This window comes from Paenibacillus sp. FSL H8-0315 (assembly GCF_038005365.1).
In the GTDB taxonomy this organism is placed as follows: Bacteria; Bacillota; Bacilli; order Paenibacillales; family Paenibacillaceae; genus Paenibacillus_AQ; species Paenibacillus_AQ odorifer.
This window is the reverse complement of sequence record NZ_JBBOTA010000001.1, coordinates 6,182,764-6,198,513: the sequence shown is the minus strand read 5'-3', so window position 1 is coordinate 6,198,513 and position 15,750 is coordinate 6,182,764. Positions and strand designations below refer to the sequence as shown.

General features: G+C 42.7%; 14 protein-coding genes and 1 other annotated feature. Of the genes, 7 read left to right on the top strand and 7 right to left on the bottom strand.

All coding sequences use genetic code 11. The features are described 5' to 3' along the window. The first annotated feature begins 64 nt into the window (after positions 1 to 64). Positions 65 to 2,362, top strand: coding sequence for a pectate lyase family protein (locus MHB56_RS26950; protein WP_341144210.1), 2,298 nt, complete (start codon positions 65 to 67; stop codon positions 2,360 to 2,362). A gap of 1,191 nt (positions 2,363 to 3,553) precedes the next feature. Here the strand turns inward: MHB56_RS26950 and MHB56_RS26945 are convergent. Next, positions 3,554 to 4,675 carry a DUF4179 domain-containing protein gene (locus tag MHB56_RS26945; protein WP_341144209.1) on the bottom strand — a complete coding sequence of 374 codons (1,122 nt, stop codon included), beginning with the start codon at positions 4,673 to 4,675 and terminating at the stop codon, positions 3,554 to 3,556. After that, positions 4,668 to 5,204 carry a sigma-70 family RNA polymerase sigma factor gene (locus tag MHB56_RS26940; protein WP_036686352.1) on the bottom strand — a complete coding sequence of 179 codons (537 nt, stop codon included), beginning with the start codon at positions 5,202 to 5,204 and terminating at the stop codon, positions 4,668 to 4,670. The genes MHB56_RS26945 and MHB56_RS26940 overlap by 8 nt, the downstream gene beginning before the upstream one ends. Positions 5,205 to 5,429: 225 nt before the next feature. Here MHB56_RS26940 and MHB56_RS26935 point away from each other — a divergent pair, with 225 nt between their 5' ends. Continuing rightward, a complete protein-coding gene (locus MHB56_RS26935) occupies positions 5,430 to 5,813 on the top strand; it encodes a winged helix-turn-helix transcriptional regulator (protein ID WP_076125996.1) in 384 nt (127 codons plus the stop codon). Between the two features lie 150 nt (positions 5,814 to 5,963). On the opposite strand, the gene MHB56_RS26930 is transcribed toward MHB56_RS26935, so the two are convergent. Beyond that, positions 5,964 to 6,389 (bottom strand): hypothetical protein, encoded by a 426-nt coding sequence (locus tag MHB56_RS26930; protein ID WP_036686349.1) that lies wholly within the window; start codon positions 6,387 to 6,389, stop codon positions 5,964 to 5,966. Between the two features lie 197 nt (positions 6,390 to 6,586). Then, positions 6,587 to 6,869: a binding site (T-box leader), on the top strand. A gap of 102 nt (positions 6,870 to 6,971) precedes the next feature. Between MHB56_RS26930 and trpS the strand changes: the two genes are divergently transcribed. After that, on the top strand, positions 6,972 to 7,967 hold the full coding sequence (trpS, locus tag MHB56_RS26925) for a tryptophan--tRNA ligase (protein ID WP_341144208.1): 996 nt from the start codon (positions 6,972 to 6,974) through the stop codon (positions 7,965 to 7,967). A gap of 69 nt (positions 7,968 to 8,036) precedes the next feature. On the opposite strand, the gene MHB56_RS26920 is transcribed toward trpS, so the two are convergent. From MHB56_RS26920 to MHB56_RS26910, 3 genes are all read right to left on the bottom strand, one after another. Further along, complete coding sequence (locus MHB56_RS26920) at positions 8,037 to 9,269, bottom strand: aminopeptidase (protein WP_076189916.1); 1,233 nt, start codon at positions 9,267 to 9,269, stop codon at positions 8,037 to 8,039. A gap of 104 nt (positions 9,270 to 9,373) precedes the next feature. Continuing rightward, positions 9,374 to 9,832 (bottom strand): hypothetical protein, encoded by a 459-nt coding sequence (locus MHB56_RS26915; RefSeq protein WP_076301838.1) that lies wholly within the window; start codon positions 9,830 to 9,832, stop codon positions 9,374 to 9,376. Positions 9,833 to 9,935: 103 nt separating this feature from the next. Continuing rightward, on the bottom strand, positions 9,936 to 10,283 hold the full coding sequence (locus MHB56_RS26910) for a hypothetical protein (RefSeq protein ID WP_076219158.1): 348 nt from the start codon (positions 10,281 to 10,283) through the stop codon (positions 9,936 to 9,938). Positions 10,284 to 10,435: 152 nt separating this feature from the next. Here MHB56_RS26910 and MHB56_RS26905 point away from each other — a divergent pair, with 152 nt between their 5' ends. Both MHB56_RS26905 and MHB56_RS26900 read left to right on the top strand, forming a co-directional pair. Beyond that, positions 10,436 to 11,572, top strand: coding sequence for a VanZ family protein (locus MHB56_RS26905; RefSeq protein ID WP_076279803.1), 1,137 nt, complete (start codon positions 10,436 to 10,438; stop codon positions 11,570 to 11,572). A gap of 87 nt (positions 11,573 to 11,659) precedes the next feature. After that, on the top strand, positions 11,660 to 13,099 hold the full coding sequence (locus MHB56_RS26900; protein WP_341144207.1) for a serine hydrolase domain-containing protein: 1,440 nt from the start codon (positions 11,660 to 11,662) through the stop codon (positions 13,097 to 13,099). 67 nt (positions 13,100 to 13,166) lie between these two features. On the opposite strand, the gene MHB56_RS26895 is transcribed toward MHB56_RS26900, so the two are convergent. Further along, positions 13,167 to 13,931: an exodeoxyribonuclease III gene (locus MHB56_RS26895; RefSeq protein ID WP_076279814.1), complete on the bottom strand. Its 765-nt coding sequence runs from the start codon at positions 13,929 to 13,931 to the stop codon at positions 13,167 to 13,169. A 191-nt stretch (positions 13,932 to 14,122) separates the two neighbouring features. On the opposite strand from MHB56_RS26895, the gene MHB56_RS26890 reads away from it, so the two are divergent. Together MHB56_RS26890 and MHB56_RS26885 are read left to right on the top strand one after the other, a co-directional pair. Further along, positions 14,123 to 15,268, top strand: a complete 1,146-nt coding sequence (locus MHB56_RS26890; RefSeq protein ID WP_248548118.1) for an MFS transporter — start codon at positions 14,123 to 14,125, stop codon at positions 15,266 to 15,268. 162 nt (positions 15,269 to 15,430) lie between these two features. Then, a complete protein-coding gene (locus MHB56_RS26885; RefSeq protein WP_076125983.1) occupies positions 15,431 to 15,718 on the top strand; it encodes a hypothetical protein in 288 nt (95 codons plus the stop codon). Positions 15,719 to 15,750: the final 32 nt, after the last annotated feature.

Below are 15,750 nucleotides of genomic sequence, written 5' to 3'. Positions count from 1 at the left end.
ATATTTATTTCCGATATATGTATTTATATTAATATAAATTTATAAATACATAAGGAGGATTACAATGAGTTTGCTAAAATCATTCAAGAAAAATGCGAGTGTTATTATGTGCATTACCCTGCTCTTTTCTCTTTTTATTGTGTATCCGGCAAGTGCTTCTACCTTCTTCCAAGACCGCTTTGAAAAGGGCGATAATCTATGGACATCCACTAGTGGGAATTGGACTATTGTTGAGGACGAAGGCAACAGCGTATATTACCAGTCTGCCACAAAAGAAGGACGTACTTCTGCAGGTGATCCAGCCTGGAGCGATTACACTGTGGAAGCGGATGTAAAAGTTGTTGATTTTAATGGCTCAAACAGAACTTATGTTGCGGGCAGATACATAGATGGAAATAATTTTTATGCAGCTTCTTTGTATAATAATAATGATGGCATGCTGGAAATCAGAAAGAAGGTTTCTGGATCTACTACAACTTTGACCAGCAAACCTTACGCTCTGCAAACAGGAGTTTGGTATAACGTAAAACTCGAAATGAGCGGAAATATCATCAACATGTATGTAAATGATACGCTGGAGCTCTCAGCTTCCGATTCCAAATTAAAAAAAGGTGCAGCAGGGCTCGTTACCTTTAAGACTATTACAATGTTCGACAATGTGACCGTTTCTGACACCATTGGCACTACACCGACGCCGACACCGACTGCTACGCCATTACTGACTGCTTCACCAACACCTACTGTTACGCCATTACCTACTGCTACACCAACACCGACACCGACTGTTACACCGATACCGACTTCTTCACCAACGCCTACTGCTTCACCGACACCTACTGCTACGCCGACACCTACTGCTACGCCGATACCGACTGTTTCACCAACACCAACTGCTACGCCGATACCGACTGCTTCACCAACACCGACGGCTACACCAACATCAACTGCAATACCGACTCCGACTTTCACGCCGTCACCAACTGCTTTACCGACACCGACTGCTTCACCAACGCCGACACCGGTTCAGGTTAGTGAATATGATTTGGCTGGGTTTGCCACAGGAACAACAGGTGGTGGAAATATCCAAGAAACCAGTCCACTCTATAAAAAGGTATATACCGCAGAAGATCTTGCCATTGCACTGAGAAAAGGATCCAAAATAAAGGTTATTGAAATTATGAACGACTTGGATCTGGGATGGAATGAAATTTCTGATGCAGCAAAGATCTCCCCATTTAGCGCTCATAACAATGCTTTAACACATCCCGTATTAATAGAGACTGGTGTCAGCAAAGTGTCTATAGACAACTTCGACGGTTTGACCATTTTCTCTGCTAAGGGTGCAACCATTAAACATGCCGCCTTTACTTTTAAAAGAAGCTCTAACGTCATCATCCGCAACCTTGAATTTGATGAGCTGTGGGAATGGGATGAAGCAACCAAAGGAAATTACGATAAAAACGACTGGGACTACATCACCATTGAGAACAGCAACAACATATGGATCGACCACTGCACCTTCAATAAATCTTATGACGGAGTTGTCGATGTTAAAAAAGGCAGCAACGGCGTCACCATTTCATGGTCATCCTTCTTAGGGGATGATAGAAACGCAAACAGCTGGGTTACTCAGCAAATTAATGCTATGGAAGCCAACAAGGCTGCCTATCCCATGTACGCTTATTTAAGAAGCAGCTCAGTTGGCCTAAGTAAAGACGACATCATTGCGATTGCCGCTAGTCAAAAAAAGGGCCACTTAATAGGCGCAACAGAGTTTGCAGCTGATAATGCGCTTCTTTCTGTAACGCTCCATCACAACTACTATAAAGATATACAAGACCGCATGCCCCGCCTTCGTAGTGGTAATGCGCATGCCTATAACATTGTAATGGACAACGAAGATACCAGATTGGCTAAAAAACGTCTAACTTCCGCTATGGAAAAAGCGATCTCAAGCAAGGGGTATCATTTCGGGGTTACAAGTAACGGAGCCATCTCTACAGAAGGAGGAGCTGTATTACTTGAAAGGTCTGTAATCATTGATGTAGTGTATCCTCTTCGCAACAATCAAGCGGATGCAAGTAATAGCAAATATACGGGTGCAATCGCAGCTTTAGATACGATCTATTCACTAGATGGAGCAACGTTCAGAGGAGACAGTACATCTAAGAACAGCCCTCTCTCCCCTGTACCCGCTGCCGTTAAAGCATTTGCATGGAACGGATTCACAACACTACCTTATAGCTACACTTCAGATGACCCAGCTAGTCTAAAATCTAGACTTACCGCTGTTGACGGCTCAGGGGCAGGCAAATTGTCCTGGTCAAACAAGGAATGGTTGAAAACAAATTACAGCAACTAACTCGACTAACTAATTACTGAACACATACTCCCATAACTACAACGAGAAAAGTTACTGACTTAGTAGTTGCCACACTAGCGTCACCTTTGCACCAAATTAGTGCCATATTAGTGCTACTAGCGCCATATTAACGCCATATTAGGACCACATTAGCACCACTTTTGTACGCCGAAATTACTCAGACGCTCAGACGGTGATTTACAGTTTAAAGTGCAGTATTTACGAGGTCAGATGGTGAGTTTACTGTGCAGTATTTACGAGGCCAGATGGTTCGGACTCAGGAGCCCTTATTTCGAAGAATCCGGGCATTTCGCAGTGCTATCGGACTCAGATGCAGCTATTCATCCCAATATGCTCATTTTGGGTGTGGATTTAGACCAATAAGAGCTATACAGTCCGAAAACTCAGCAAAATGGTCAAAAAAGCCAAAATAGCTGCAATACGGTCCGTTAGGAGTGTTACGCGCGTGAGGAACATGAGGAACATGAGAAACCTGAGGAGCATGAGAAACCTGAGGAGCATGAGAAACCTGAGGAGCGTTATTAACTTAGTTGCCACATTAGCAACTCTTTTGTACCGCACTAATGCCACTTTTGTTCTGCCGAAATAGCTAAGACGCTCAGACGGTGATTTACAGTTTAAAGTGCAGTATTTACGAGGTCAGATGGCGAGTTTACAGTGCAGTATTTACGAGGCAGATGGTTCGGACACAGGGGCCCTTATTTCGAAGAATCCGGGCATTTCGCAGTGCTATCGGACTCAGATGCAGCTATTCAACCCAATATGCTCAATTTTGGTGTGGATTTAGACCAATAAGAGCTATGCAGTCCGAAAACTCAGCAAAATGCTCAAAAAAGCTAAAATAGCTGCAATACAGTCCGTTAGGAGTGTTACGCGCGTGAGGAACATGAGAAACCTGAGAAACCTGTGAAACGTGAGGAGCCTGTGAAACGTGAGAAACCTGTGAAACGTGAGAAGCGTGAGTAACATGAGAAACCTGAGGAGCATTATGCACATACAGTCCCGATAGGAGCATCAGGAGTTTGTTCTCATTTAACAAGTGGCGTGTTTGGTGTTAAAAGGTAACTCGCAAAGTTAGTATAATGTCCCAACAATAACAAAAAGGCCGCAACCAGCGGCCTTTTTCTATATTACAACTCCCAACGCATATTCACTAATATCGCTTACCGCTCATTTTTTCAGAATATCAATATACTCTTCTTTCTCTCGATCTGCCCCCGCATTAAGTTTCAGTCGCAGTGACTTCGGGTGATCCAACACATTACTGCTGAAGTAACTTATAAATCCGTCATCAGATCCACTACCAGAATTCGGATTAATTTTAATGTCGCGCTTCCCAACCTGCGCTGTTAATTCATAGGGGAGCTTTTGAAACAGTTCATTTCGGACGATCCAATCCGTTTTCAATTCCTCATTTATCGTAAATTTGAGCGCTATGCTTAACGGAGAAAGCTCGACTTCGGCTAGTTTTACTTCCTGTCCGTCAATTATGAAGGGGTGGTCTACAACTAATGTCTCCGTCTTCTGCTCCCAAAACTTAGGATCAATAGAGAAGTTCACTTTTAAACGATCAGAATACCGCATGTCGGATAAAACCGTTCCTGTTTTCGGTTTACTTAACATTCCCGGGTCTACAGAGGCAATCTGAAAATCCGCCACTACGTCTGTTGGCCTTGGTTTATTTCGGTCCAGTGAGAATACAGTTTTACCGAGCCAAGTATATATGGTTCCCTCTGCGTGTGCTCCCATTCCGCCCCTATTCCCATTCTCCTCCATTACGTCTCGTCCAGTTTCAACTTCTGTCAGCTTCACACTATTAACACTGTACACTTCCTGACCATCACTTGTTGTCCCTGTATACAGCAGCATGATTTTATTTTCATCAGCAAGCACAGCATTTAGAGTAATTTTATATCCATTTGATTCAGCACTCTTATTAACGATTTGTACATAATCATTCCGGATTGCAGACTCTAGTGTAAGAGCATCAATATCAGCTGCAGCCAATGTTTTAAAAGGCTCCAATACGCCCCAATCGAACGTATCAACACTCGAAGTCCCTTGCTGTGGCAACAGCTGGGTTGGATTGAAGAACAGCAAGCCCGCTATCATCACTGCAGCCGCCAGCACAGACATCGCACTTTTTGTGAATATTAACCTTCTGCCACGTTTCTTGCCTAATTCCAAACCTGCTTGGATCGCATAGATCTGAGCGGCTGCATTCTCTATTTTTTGTTCTTGTGGGATACGTTCGGCATCGCTTAACATGGCAAGCTCCTCTTGACTACTCATTGTTCCATTCACCCCGATTCTTTATGATGGTTCGCAACTGCTTCAGCCCCTTATGCTGCCAAGTCTTAACCGTCCCCTCGGGTTTATTCATAATGTTAGCGATCTCAGTCAAGGTCATATCGTTGTAGTATTTTAGCAGCAGCACATGGCGATACTTGGGCTTAACCTGCTCGAGTGCCCACAGCATTTCCATCCGATGATGGCCAATGTGTGTGACCTGTTCTCCTATTCTTTCATCTACCAGCGGCATGGAACGTTTTCTCCGTCTTTGTTCATCTATACAGACATAAATTAGAATTCGAATAATCCATGATTTGAATGCTTTGGGGTCCTTTAAAGTTTTTCTTTTAATCCAAGCCCGGCAAGTCATTTCCTGCATCGCTTCCAGCGCATCGTTTCGGTTCCGCAAGTAACTATAAGCAATACTGTACAATTGTTCTCTATGTACCAATATCGAATCGTAAAAATCTGTCTCGCTCCGAGTATCAAGAATCGTTACTTTTTTCATTTCTGCATTAGTCATCGTCATATCCTTCCTTAGCCTCCTCTCTTCAACCTTTCATAGATTAAGACGGGGGAGGTATAGAAACGGTTTTTATTTCATTTAACTTTTTTTCGCCCAAAGCTCTCTAAATTATAGCATTCTATAAAAATTGAACGAAAAATGTTATGATGAGTTATATTGGACATAATCAATAGTACGCACTCAAAAGTGCCATAGGTGCTAAAAAGTACCCATACCTTGGAGGTTATCATGACAACAACATCTACAACAACTGTCAAGAAAAAATACAATATTTCTGTTGAAGCCACCCTAGAGGTCATCGGAGGGAAATGGAAATGCGTAATTCTATGTCATTTAACTCATGGCAAAAAACGCACCTCCGAGTTAAAACAGTTGATGCCGGGCATTACTCAAAAAATGTTAACCCAGCAGCTACGCGAGCTTGAGGCAGATGGAATCATCAACCGAATTGTTTATAATCAGGTTCCACCAAAAGTAGAATACGAGCTTAGTGAATATGGGGATAGTTTAAGCGATATTTTGACTGCATTATGTAATTGGGGAGAACAACATATCATTAAACAATACGGTGATAAATACGCTGTTTTAGAGGATAACATCTTAAATAAATAAACCGCTATATCAAGGAAATGGTTGGAGATTTATGCTGTGAGAGTTGTACTTCAATTATATGCCCACGAAAAAAGGACAGCTGAATCAGATCGATTCAACTGTCCAAAGCTTTGATTCACCCGTCCCTTGAATGGCGCACAGGAACATAACTTAAATTACGCCCTCTCCTCCAATAGCAGTTGCTGTGAATGATATGGGTCCAAATAGATTAATAGGCAAGTTGCTATCATTCTGAATTACCAATTCATAGTTGTGGACTCCAATATAAGCACCATCGACCCACTGAGCACTTAATTGAATATCAGTAATTGTAGTAAAACGATAAAAGGATCTATAAATATCGACTCCAGCTCGTCGGATGATAACAAGAAATTGGCTATTAGCAAGTGCAGTAAGACTAAAACTTCCATTTAACTCGACTCTACTGGAGAAAGAAGCCGGATTAGCCGGACTAATATTTACTTGCGCTGTAGCTAAACCCGCTCCAGCTCCAGGAATCCCTGCAACCGTTATAGCAGTAGTAAACGGATCTAACGGGATTTTTGCCTGTGACCCATAACTTATTATTGTCGCCATTTATCATCACTCCATTTCAAGGTTATAGAGTAGTATATTGTAAATCCACAATGATAGATTGGACTTAATTCCTGATGATTATATACATTTAAGGTATACTTTGCTAGATCATATAAACCTAGATACCTCGTCAATCACCATACGATTTCTACTCATTGACAACACCCCTGTTCAGAATTACAATAATTCACATATCATGAACAACGATGACAAAGGGTAAGTAGACAGACGAACATGGTCTTCAGAGAGCCGGTGGTAGGTGCGAACCGGTGACCAGCGTATGCTCGAATGGCCTTTATAGTTGTTTTTCCGAACTATCTTAATGGATGCAGTAGGGAAAACCGGGGTTCCCGCCGTTATCAAGGGACCTGTATCGAGAATAAATTCAACCTCTCCGTACAGGTAAGAGAAGATCGAAAGCCAAGAATCGTAAGGTGACACGATCATTTAAGGTGGTACCACGACAACTTCGTCCTTATTGGATGAGGTTTTTTTGTCATTTAAAGGAGGTGATGGCCATGGATGATGGCTGGTGGTGGCGACTCGAGTGTAACCAAATGCTAAATAACAGGAGGAATTTATATGATGAACGAACGTGTCTTAACTGGAGATCGAGTGACTGGAAAGCTTCACCTTGGCCATTACGCCGGCAGCTTGCAGACCCGAGTAGCCCTTCAGGAGCAATATGAAACTTTTGTGTTTTTAGCGGATATTCAAGCCCTAACGACCCATTTTGATCGTCCACAGCTGCTGGGTCAACATCTGCATGAGATCACACTGGACTATTTATCTGCGGGTATAAATCCGGAGAAAACAACTATATTTATTCAATCGATGATCCCTGAAATCGCAGAGCTGACCATCTTGTTCTCTATGTTTGTTACTGTGAATTCTTTACGGCATAATCCCACGATTAAAGCCGAATCGAAAAATTCGAGCTTAGATGAATTGTATTACGGTTTTCTTGGTTATCCAGTTAGTCAGACTGCTGACATAACATTTTGTAAAGCAACGATAATTCCTGTAGGGGAAGACCAACTCCCTCATCTGGAATTAACCCGTAAAATCGTCCGCAGATTCAACGAGCTGTACAGCCCGATACTGGTGGAACCCAAAGCGCTGATCAGTGAGACTCCGAGGCTTGTGGGTACGGATGGCAACGCTAAAATGAGTAAAAGCCTTGGCAATGCCATCGAGCTGGACTCCACTAAGGAAGAGATTATCTTTAAGATACGAAAAGCCACAACCGATCCAGCGCGTGTGCATAAAAATGATCCTGGACATCCAGATATCTGTCCTATTTTTGCTTATCATGGTGCTTTTCGCTCAGCGGGGGTAACCGAAATTCGTGAAGGCTGTGAGCGGGGTACCATGGGTTGTTCTGCTTGCAAACAGTTGATTTCGACAGCTCTAGATCAGCTTATAGAACCGATGCGAGAGCTTCGTTCCTATTATGCTACTAAGCCCAAGCTTGTGCAGGAAATCTTAATCTCTGGAACACAGCATGCCCGCAGCATTGCTCAAGAAACAATGGCCGAAGTACGTGAGGCTATGAGTCTTAACTATTTTTCAATCTAAAAATGACCAATATAGGCACTCAAAAAAAGCCGGAATCTCATTGGAAGAGATCCGGCTTTTTTCTTCTCCTTACAACACCCAATTTCCCTTACGGAATACGGGTTCAATCGTGCCGTCCGCCAGCTCTCCGTCAATATCCAGCTCTGCTGAACCGATCATAAAATCGACATGAGTTAAGCTGACATTAGCTCCTCTAGCCACAAGCTCTTCGTTCGTAAGCTTTGTGCCGCCTTCAATATTTACAGGATAAGCACTTCCTAGCGCGAAATGGCAGGAGGCATTCTCATCAATCCCTGTATTGTAAAAAATGCGGTTCAAGCGAGAGATTGGAGAATCATGCTGCACTAAGGCTACTTCTCCTAGATAAGATGCACCTTCATCCGTTGCCAGCAGTGAGGTTAAATGTTCGCGTCCGGATTCAGCTTCATAAGCTACGACTTTCCCTTTTTCAAAAGTGAATGAAAGTCCTTCAACTAACCGTCCATTCAAATTAAGAGGGAGCGTGCTTCTAACTGTGCCATTAACGCCAGTACGATGGGGCATGGAATAAATCTCTTCCGTTGGCATATTAGCTACAAAATATACGCCTTTATCATTCTCACCGCCACCCCCGCGCCATAAATGGCCTTCCGGAAGCTCTACATGCAGATCCGTTCCCGGAGCACGGTAATGCAAGCTTTTATAACGTTTAGCGTTCATTCTGTCCTGACTTTCTTTCAACTGACCAATATGCTCTCTCCAAGCAGCTACCGGATCATTGCTGCCCACACGGTTCATCTGGAATACAGCTTCCCACATCGCCTCTACCCGCTCTTCTTCAGGAAGATCGGCAAAAACCTTGTTCGCCCAAGCACGTGTTGGCGCTTTGACCAGAGACCAGCTGATTTTGCTGTTCCGAGTATATTTGGAGTAGTTCTTGCGAGCAACAGCCGCTGCTTTGACTGCTCTAGATACCTTAGAAGAATCAATGCCATTAAACAGTTCAGGATCAGGTACTTTAATATGTAAGATGGCACCATTCTCTTCCGCGAATTTCTCCATCATCTCAGCCTGCCACTGTGGATAGTAATCGAAAGAATCCTCTGGGGCTTTTTCATAACGGATCCGTGTAGTTGCTTCATCGTCCCAGTCAACAATTACATATTTAGCTCCCGCTTCATAGGCTTTCGCTACAATCAAGCGAGTAAGTTCTGCGGTTTCTATCGGTGCATGTACCATAAGGACTTGTCCAGGCTGTACATTTACTCCTACTTTTACAACTAGGTTCGCATATTTCTCCAGCATTACTTCAAAATCTTTCATGAATTCTCTTCCTCCATCTCTAGGGTTGCTATAAGCACTCGGTCAGCTTCACTTCTTATTTTAACGCAAAACGAGGATAGTTGCGATTCGATTTAGATTCTCAGCTACTTCACTTCAGGTATTTCACCTGTATAGACACCTAGATCATTCTTATGAATCTCTACATTGGACGTTCCGATCTGCTTATCATTATGGTAAGTAATCACTGTGATCTTGGTATCCTGAGGTTCATCTATTTGCTTATTCCCCCCATCCATTGGACTCCAATAAATTTGATCTCCAGATTTGATTTTCAGCTCAAGACCTTTGTTATGCACCTTGTAGTCAGGGGGAGTCCATAACAATAAATTGCCGGATGTAGCCTGTATCTTAATAACATCCGCCCCTTCAGCAGTTATAAGCATAGGTAATCCTGGAGCACTACTATCAGTCACCCTGTATTCCGTTGTTGGGAACATAATATCCGGTTTCACCTCAAGTGATTGATTATTATGCCGCAAAATAAAGAAGAAAAAAAGTAAAATCGTTAAGCCCATGACGCCTCCGATGATTATTTTTTTCACTATTCAACCTCCCTTCCACCCTAATACTGTAACATATTTCCTTAATCTGGACAGTTATGAGCCAAATAAAGCGGCTCCCGCGAGGAACCGCTCACTTCAATCCCTATTTTTTATCCACCTGTAACAGTGTCACTGTCTTCAAAGCATAAGTATGCATGATTTTATCCTCTGAAATTACATTCAACTTGGTCAAGCTTGCCACCTTTGCCGGATCTGATTTGGAGAGCAAACGCCACACTTCGGGGTCTGATAAGGTCTCATATAACTTTGCATCATCATATTCTTTGCGGTTTTGCACGACCAGCTTCACTTTATAGCGGCCAATTTCAGTCTCGTTAGTTTCCTGCTCACTACAATAATTTAAAATATCCTGACGAAGCTCGGCCAATTCTTTTTCAATATCCTTTTGCTTTTGCTTGAGCCGATAATACTGCTGAACCTTTTTCTCCATCCACTTCACGCTCCTTCATAGACATATGTATGCCGGAAACGTTCGATAAATTAGTTGAGTTCCCTATCATAAAAACTTATAATGAGCCGGGGATAGCTTATTTCCAAGTAGAGTCAATTTTCTTATAAAAACAATTCCACGGCAGGTGACTTATGTTTCATTCGTACTTTTTTCCAATTTCGTATGCGTTCATGATGTTTCCAATAGCAGCGCTGGTCTTCACACTACCTTTTCTTATCGTACAATACCGCAGACATGGCTATATACATAAGCTTAGAGCTTTAATCCTATATCTGCTGCTGCTCTATCTGATGAACGCTTATTTTCTTGTCTTGCTTCCTTTTCCATCCTCCCGGCACAATGCAGCACCTTCTGGGAGTGTCGTCCAATTCATTCCCCTTCAGTTTATTCAGGATATTGTGGATGGATCGTCAATCATCCCTGAACAAATCTCGACCTACTGGTCATTACTGCGTGAGCCTGCATTTTTACAGGTCATTTTTAACGTTGCATTGACCGTACCGTTTGGAATGTTTCTGGGCTATTATTTTCGTACACGCTGGGTCGTGTGCATTCTACTATCCTTTGCCTTTTCCTTGTCCTTTGAGATCACGCAGATTACAGGAATTTATGGTTTCTTCGATCATCCTTACCGTCTTTTTGATGTCGATGATCTCATTACCAACACAATCGGAGGGATTTTTGGATTTCGAATTTCCATTTGGATCTCCGGGCTATTGCCACGTATAGAACAACTGGATACAAACATTGACCGCTCTGCCAAAAGAGTCTCCTATACCCGCAGAGGAATAGCTTTTCTAATCGATAGTATGGTGTGGAGCATCGGGTTTGGGGTACTCTTCGGATTCGATATAAAAGCTGCCTTCTGGATTGTAACTGGTATTTACTTCATGCTTGTTCCGGCTCTCACGGGCGGACGGACCTTAGGGAAATGGATGGTGCGGATTCGGGTGAAGAGCAGCGGGAATCATGCTTTTTTCTGGGCTCTGATGATCAGATATGGCCTGCTATATTGGGTGCTGCTTGGGATTCACGCTCTTTTGCTTGATTCCGCCCTTCTAGGGAATCTTTCCTCCGTATGGAATATGCTTATTCATCTGTTTGTTCTATTGATAGACTTGGCTTTCTTTATTCATTTAGTCATTAGTATATTCAAAAAAGAAACTCAGCTAATATATGAGAAACTAAGTCGAACTTCTCATGTTATTTCTTGGCCAGAGAAACGGCTCCAATCTGATGTATCCAGCAACAGCCCTGTAGAAAGCTAAACTAGTTATTTTTTAAATGGTATTTTTACATTGGAAATTATTATAGAATTAGGAGGTGAGCATTCTCAAAATTTAGGAGATGAGCGTATGGAGACTACAAGCAGCTTGCAGTTATCTAGAAGTCTTCCAGAAGAACAGGGGATTTCATCAACCGCAATATCCAGCTTTATTAGTGCAGTAGAGGAACAAAATTTAGGCCTGCACAGCTTTATGCTATTACGACATGGTTATGTGGTCTCTGAAGGCTGGTGGGCTCCTTACAGGTCCGTTCTTCCGCATATGTTATTTTCCCTTAGCAAAAGCTTCACCTCAACCGCAATCGGGTTTGCTGTTACTGAGAAACTTGTCACCCTCGATGATTCTGTCCTCTCCTTTTTCCCTGAAGAGGCTCCTTCGACTATCACGGAGAATCTATCCAATATGACAATCAGACATCTATTGATGATGGGTACCGGGCATGTCGTGGATACTATGGACACCCTTCGCAAAAGTACCGACGGGAATTGGGTGAAAGCTTTCTTCTCCGTCCCCGTCGAGAAACAACCGGGTACACATTTCCTATATAATACCGGTGCTACTTACATGCTGGCCGCGATCCTTCAACGGGTTACTGGCCAAACATTGCTAGAATATTTAGAACCGCGCCTCTTCGTTCCTCTGGGCATTCACGGTGCAACGTGGGAGTCTTGTCCACGTGGAATTAACACAGGGGGATTTGGCTTAAACATTACAACCGAGGATATCGCTAAATTCGGCCAGCTATACTTACAAAAAGGAATCTGGAATAATCAACGGGTTCTGCCTGAAAAGTGGATTAATGAGGCTACTTCCAAACATATTTCCAATGGCGAAGGTGATCATGACTGGGCAATGGGATATGGGTATCAGTTCTGGCAATGCCAGCACGGTGGCTACCGGGCAGATGGCGCCTTCGGTCAACTCTGTGTTGTGCTTCCGGAGCAAGATGCCGTAATTATTACTACTGCTGCATCAGACAGTATACAAGGAATGTTGAATGCTGTGTGGGAACATCTGCTTCCCGCGATGAAGCCAGCTCCCTTGCCATTAGAGCCGGCTGCTTCTGCCCACTTGGTTGAACAATTAAAGAATTTATCTATCCAACCGCCACAACTGCAGCCCTCTTCATCACAAGAAGAACGAATAAACGGCTTAACCTATAAGCTCGATGACAACCAATTTGCCTTGGACACCTTCTCTATCTCTTTCAATAACAACGAAGCTGCAGTTACTTTACAATTTAAGACTGGAGAGGATTCTGTGATCTGTCTTGGTCGAGGGAAATGGCTCGAAAGCTTCGCACAGGTCATTGATGCTTCCTTGAACCGAATCATGTCCAGCTTTACTTGGGTTGCTGATGATCAGCTACAGCTTACTTTATTGTTTATTGAAATGCCTTTCTGCATAACTCTTGAAATAATCTTACTAGAGAATCAGCTAATTCTTAAACAAAAGTTTAATGTGAATATGGGACCGACTGAATTCCCTGAGATCATGGGCAGACTATAATTCTTAATGAATAAAAAAGGCCGCTTCGTCCTTTAAAGAGACTTAGCGGCCTTTTAAATATTCGATTCTAGTCTGTGAAATCAGCAAGCTTGAGGATGACCGGGCAATGATCGCTCCCCATAATGTGGCAATCGATTTGGGCATCCAGCAGATTAGGTGCAAGTCTAGAAGAAGCTAGGAAATAATCAATCCGCCAGCCTACATTCCGTTCTCTCACCTTCGGCATATAAGACCACCATGAATAAACGCCTTCAAGCTCTGGATGAAAATATCTAAAGGTATCTATGAAGCCGGACTCCAGCAGCGTACTCATTTTTCCTCTTTCTTCATCGGTAAAGCCAGAGTTTCCGCGGTTAGCTTTAGCATTTTTGATATCAATATCCTGATGGGCTACGTTCATATCGCCGCATACAACGACTGGTTTTAGCTTGTCCAGTTCCAGAAGGTAATTGCGGAAGCGGTCCTCCCATTCCATTCTGTAATCCAATCTAGCCAGATCTCGTTTGGCATTTGGTGTATACACATTCACTAGATAAAAATGTTCGAACTCCAGCGTAATAATCCGGCCTTCCGCTTCTTCATCCTCTTCCATTCCGTATCTCACAGAGATCGGCTTGATTTTGGTGAATATAGCTGTGCCTGAATACCCTTTTTTCACTGCATAATTCCAATATTGATAGTATTCTTCACCCTGTTCCAGAACAATCTGCCCTTCTTGCAGCTTCGTCTCCTGTACACAGAAAATATCTGCTTCTACTTCCTTAAAATAATCATCAAACCCTTTTTTCACACAGGCCCGAAGACCATTCACATTCCATGATACCAACTTTATCATTAACGTTTCTCCTTGCATTTTGCTTTGATAGTAACCAGTTTATCATATTACAGCCAGAAATTTATAGAGGGTTAGGGTCATCTTGAGCAGTTCTGCGAATAGATTTATATCCTAATCATTTATTATCCATGATACAATAGCAAAATTGACTCTATACAAATTTTCTAACACGTGAGGTAAAAAAACTTATGAATGCACCAAATCTTTTACGAGGGTTTAACTTTTTGTATTTTGCTCTGCTAGCCATGTTTATTCCCTTTCTGCCAGTCTATCTAAGTGAACAAGGTCTAAGCCCATCGCAAATCGGCTTCATTATTGGAACTGGTGGTTTTGTTACCATCGTTGCCCAGCCTTTATGGGGGATGATCAGTGATAAAACAAAGACCATCCGCAAAGTGCTGTTAGCTCTGCTGTTATGCTCAGCGGTAACCGGATACTTTTTGTTCGATTCCAGCAGTTACGTTGTTCTCATTCTTTTTGCTATGCTGCTGTATTTCTTCTTGATGCCCATTGATCCGCTGACAGAAAGCTTGAATTTCCGAGTCTCTGAGGCGGCTGGAATTAGCTATGGTTCTATCCGTACATATGGTGCGCTAGGTTATGGTGTAATGGCTCTGATTACTGGCTATGTGCTTGGTTTTTTCGGCTCTCATGGAATAGCTCTTCTGTTTGTTGCCATTTGCCTTATAAGCTTTATAGTAAGCTGGAACATGCCAGATGCCCCCGTCACAGGTAAGCCGGTCACGCTGGATAGCCTCAAGCACTTTTTTGGCAACAAAAAGACATTGATGTTTCTGGTGCTCATATTTATTAGCTCTGTACCCGCACGAATGAACGATACATTTATTGGAGTTTATATTCGTGAGCTTGGTGGCAGTCCTCAACTGGTAGGCCAATCGTTTTTCCTCGCGGCAATTAGTGAAATTATTGTCTTTGCATTAAGCTTCTGGTGGTTGCGAAAAGGAAAAGAACTGATCATCATATCGATTTCCGGAGCCTTCTATTTCCTTCGTTTCTTTATTTCAGCTTGGATCATTGATCCACACTTGTTAGCGTATTTGCAGATTCTGCAAATTCTTACCTTCCCTGTGTTCTACTCGGCTGCTATTCAATACCTGTACAGCATTGTACCCGAGGAATGGCGTGCTACAGGGCAAACCGTCCTTGCACTATTGTTCTTCGGTGTATCAGGTATCCTGGCTTCTTATGCTGGTGGGGCATTATATGATGCCTTTGGGGGTAAAGCTCTTTACTTAACGATCTCCGCAATGTCGTTTGTCGGCATGCTATTCGGATTGATACTGTATCTGATTTATCGTAATAAAACGGAATAAGCGTACGAAAATAAACCGGGGATGTCCCAGCCGCTTTCTAAGTGGCTATTGGACATCCCCGGTTTTTTCTATTAAAAAGTGCTAATTCACCATGGCATTCGCTCTAGCATTAATAGATTTTCAACATAGAATATCCTATCAAACGAAAAGGAGGTCGTTACTATGGCCATCGTATTACCGCTTCAATATTTCAATTTAGCCCCTGTCATTGGTAAATCTTATTATGAAAACCTTGCAGGTGGAATTAACGCTGCTGTTACTGTGAACAATAACTCCAACTTCCCAGTAGATTTAGTAATCACTCGTGTGAATGCTCCAGTTATCACATACACGATTCCAGCATTTAATAGCCTTACGCTTGCAGTTCATGCCCTTTTGGTAGCTGCACTCTTAAGCACTCCTGCTGGCACCACATTCGGAACTATTGAAATTTCAACATCAGATTTCTAATAGTGTAGCATTAAGCATCTCTAGCTGGAAGT

Bases quoted from the DNA above. Each gene is read 5' to 3' on its own strand.
- MHB56_RS26950 (WP_341144210.1), top strand. From the start codon at position 65: ATGAGTTTGCTAAAATCATTCAAGAAAAATGCGAGTGTTATTATGTGC.
- MHB56_RS26945 (WP_341144209.1), bottom strand. From the start codon at position 4,675: ATGAGTAGTCAAGAGGAGCTTGCCATGTTAAGCGATGCCGAACGTATC.
- MHB56_RS26940 (WP_036686352.1), bottom strand. From the start codon at position 5,204: ATGACGATGACTAATGCAGAAATGAAAAAAGTAACGATTCTTGATACT.
- MHB56_RS26935 (WP_076125996.1), top strand. From the start codon at position 5,430: ATGACAACAACATCTACAACAACTGTCAAGAAAAAATACAATATTTCT.
- MHB56_RS26930 (WP_036686349.1), bottom strand. From the start codon at position 6,389: ATGGCGACAATAATAAGTTATGGGTCACAGGCAAAAATCCCGTTAGAT.
- trpS (WP_341144208.1), top strand. From the start codon at position 6,972: ATGATGAACGAACGTGTCTTAACTGGAGATCGAGTGACTGGAAAGCTT.
- MHB56_RS26920 (WP_076189916.1), bottom strand. From the start codon at position 9,269: ATGAAAGATTTTGAAGTAATGCTGGAGAAATATGCGAACCTAGTTGTA.
- MHB56_RS26910 (WP_076219158.1), bottom strand. From the start codon at position 10,283: ATGGAGAAAAAGGTTCAGCAGTATTATCGGCTCAAGCAAAAGCAAAAG.
- MHB56_RS26905 (WP_076279803.1), top strand. From the start codon at position 10,436: ATGTTTCATTCGTACTTTTTTCCAATTTCGTATGCGTTCATGATGTTT.
- MHB56_RS26900 (WP_341144207.1), top strand. From the start codon at position 11,660: ATGGAGACTACAAGCAGCTTGCAGTTATCTAGAAGTCTTCCAGAAGAA.
- MHB56_RS26890 (WP_248548118.1), top strand. From the start codon at position 14,123: ATGAATGCACCAAATCTTTTACGAGGGTTTAACTTTTTGTATTTTGCT.
- MHB56_RS26885 (WP_076125983.1), top strand. From the start codon at position 15,431: ATGGCCATCGTATTACCGCTTCAATATTTCAATTTAGCCCCTGTCATT.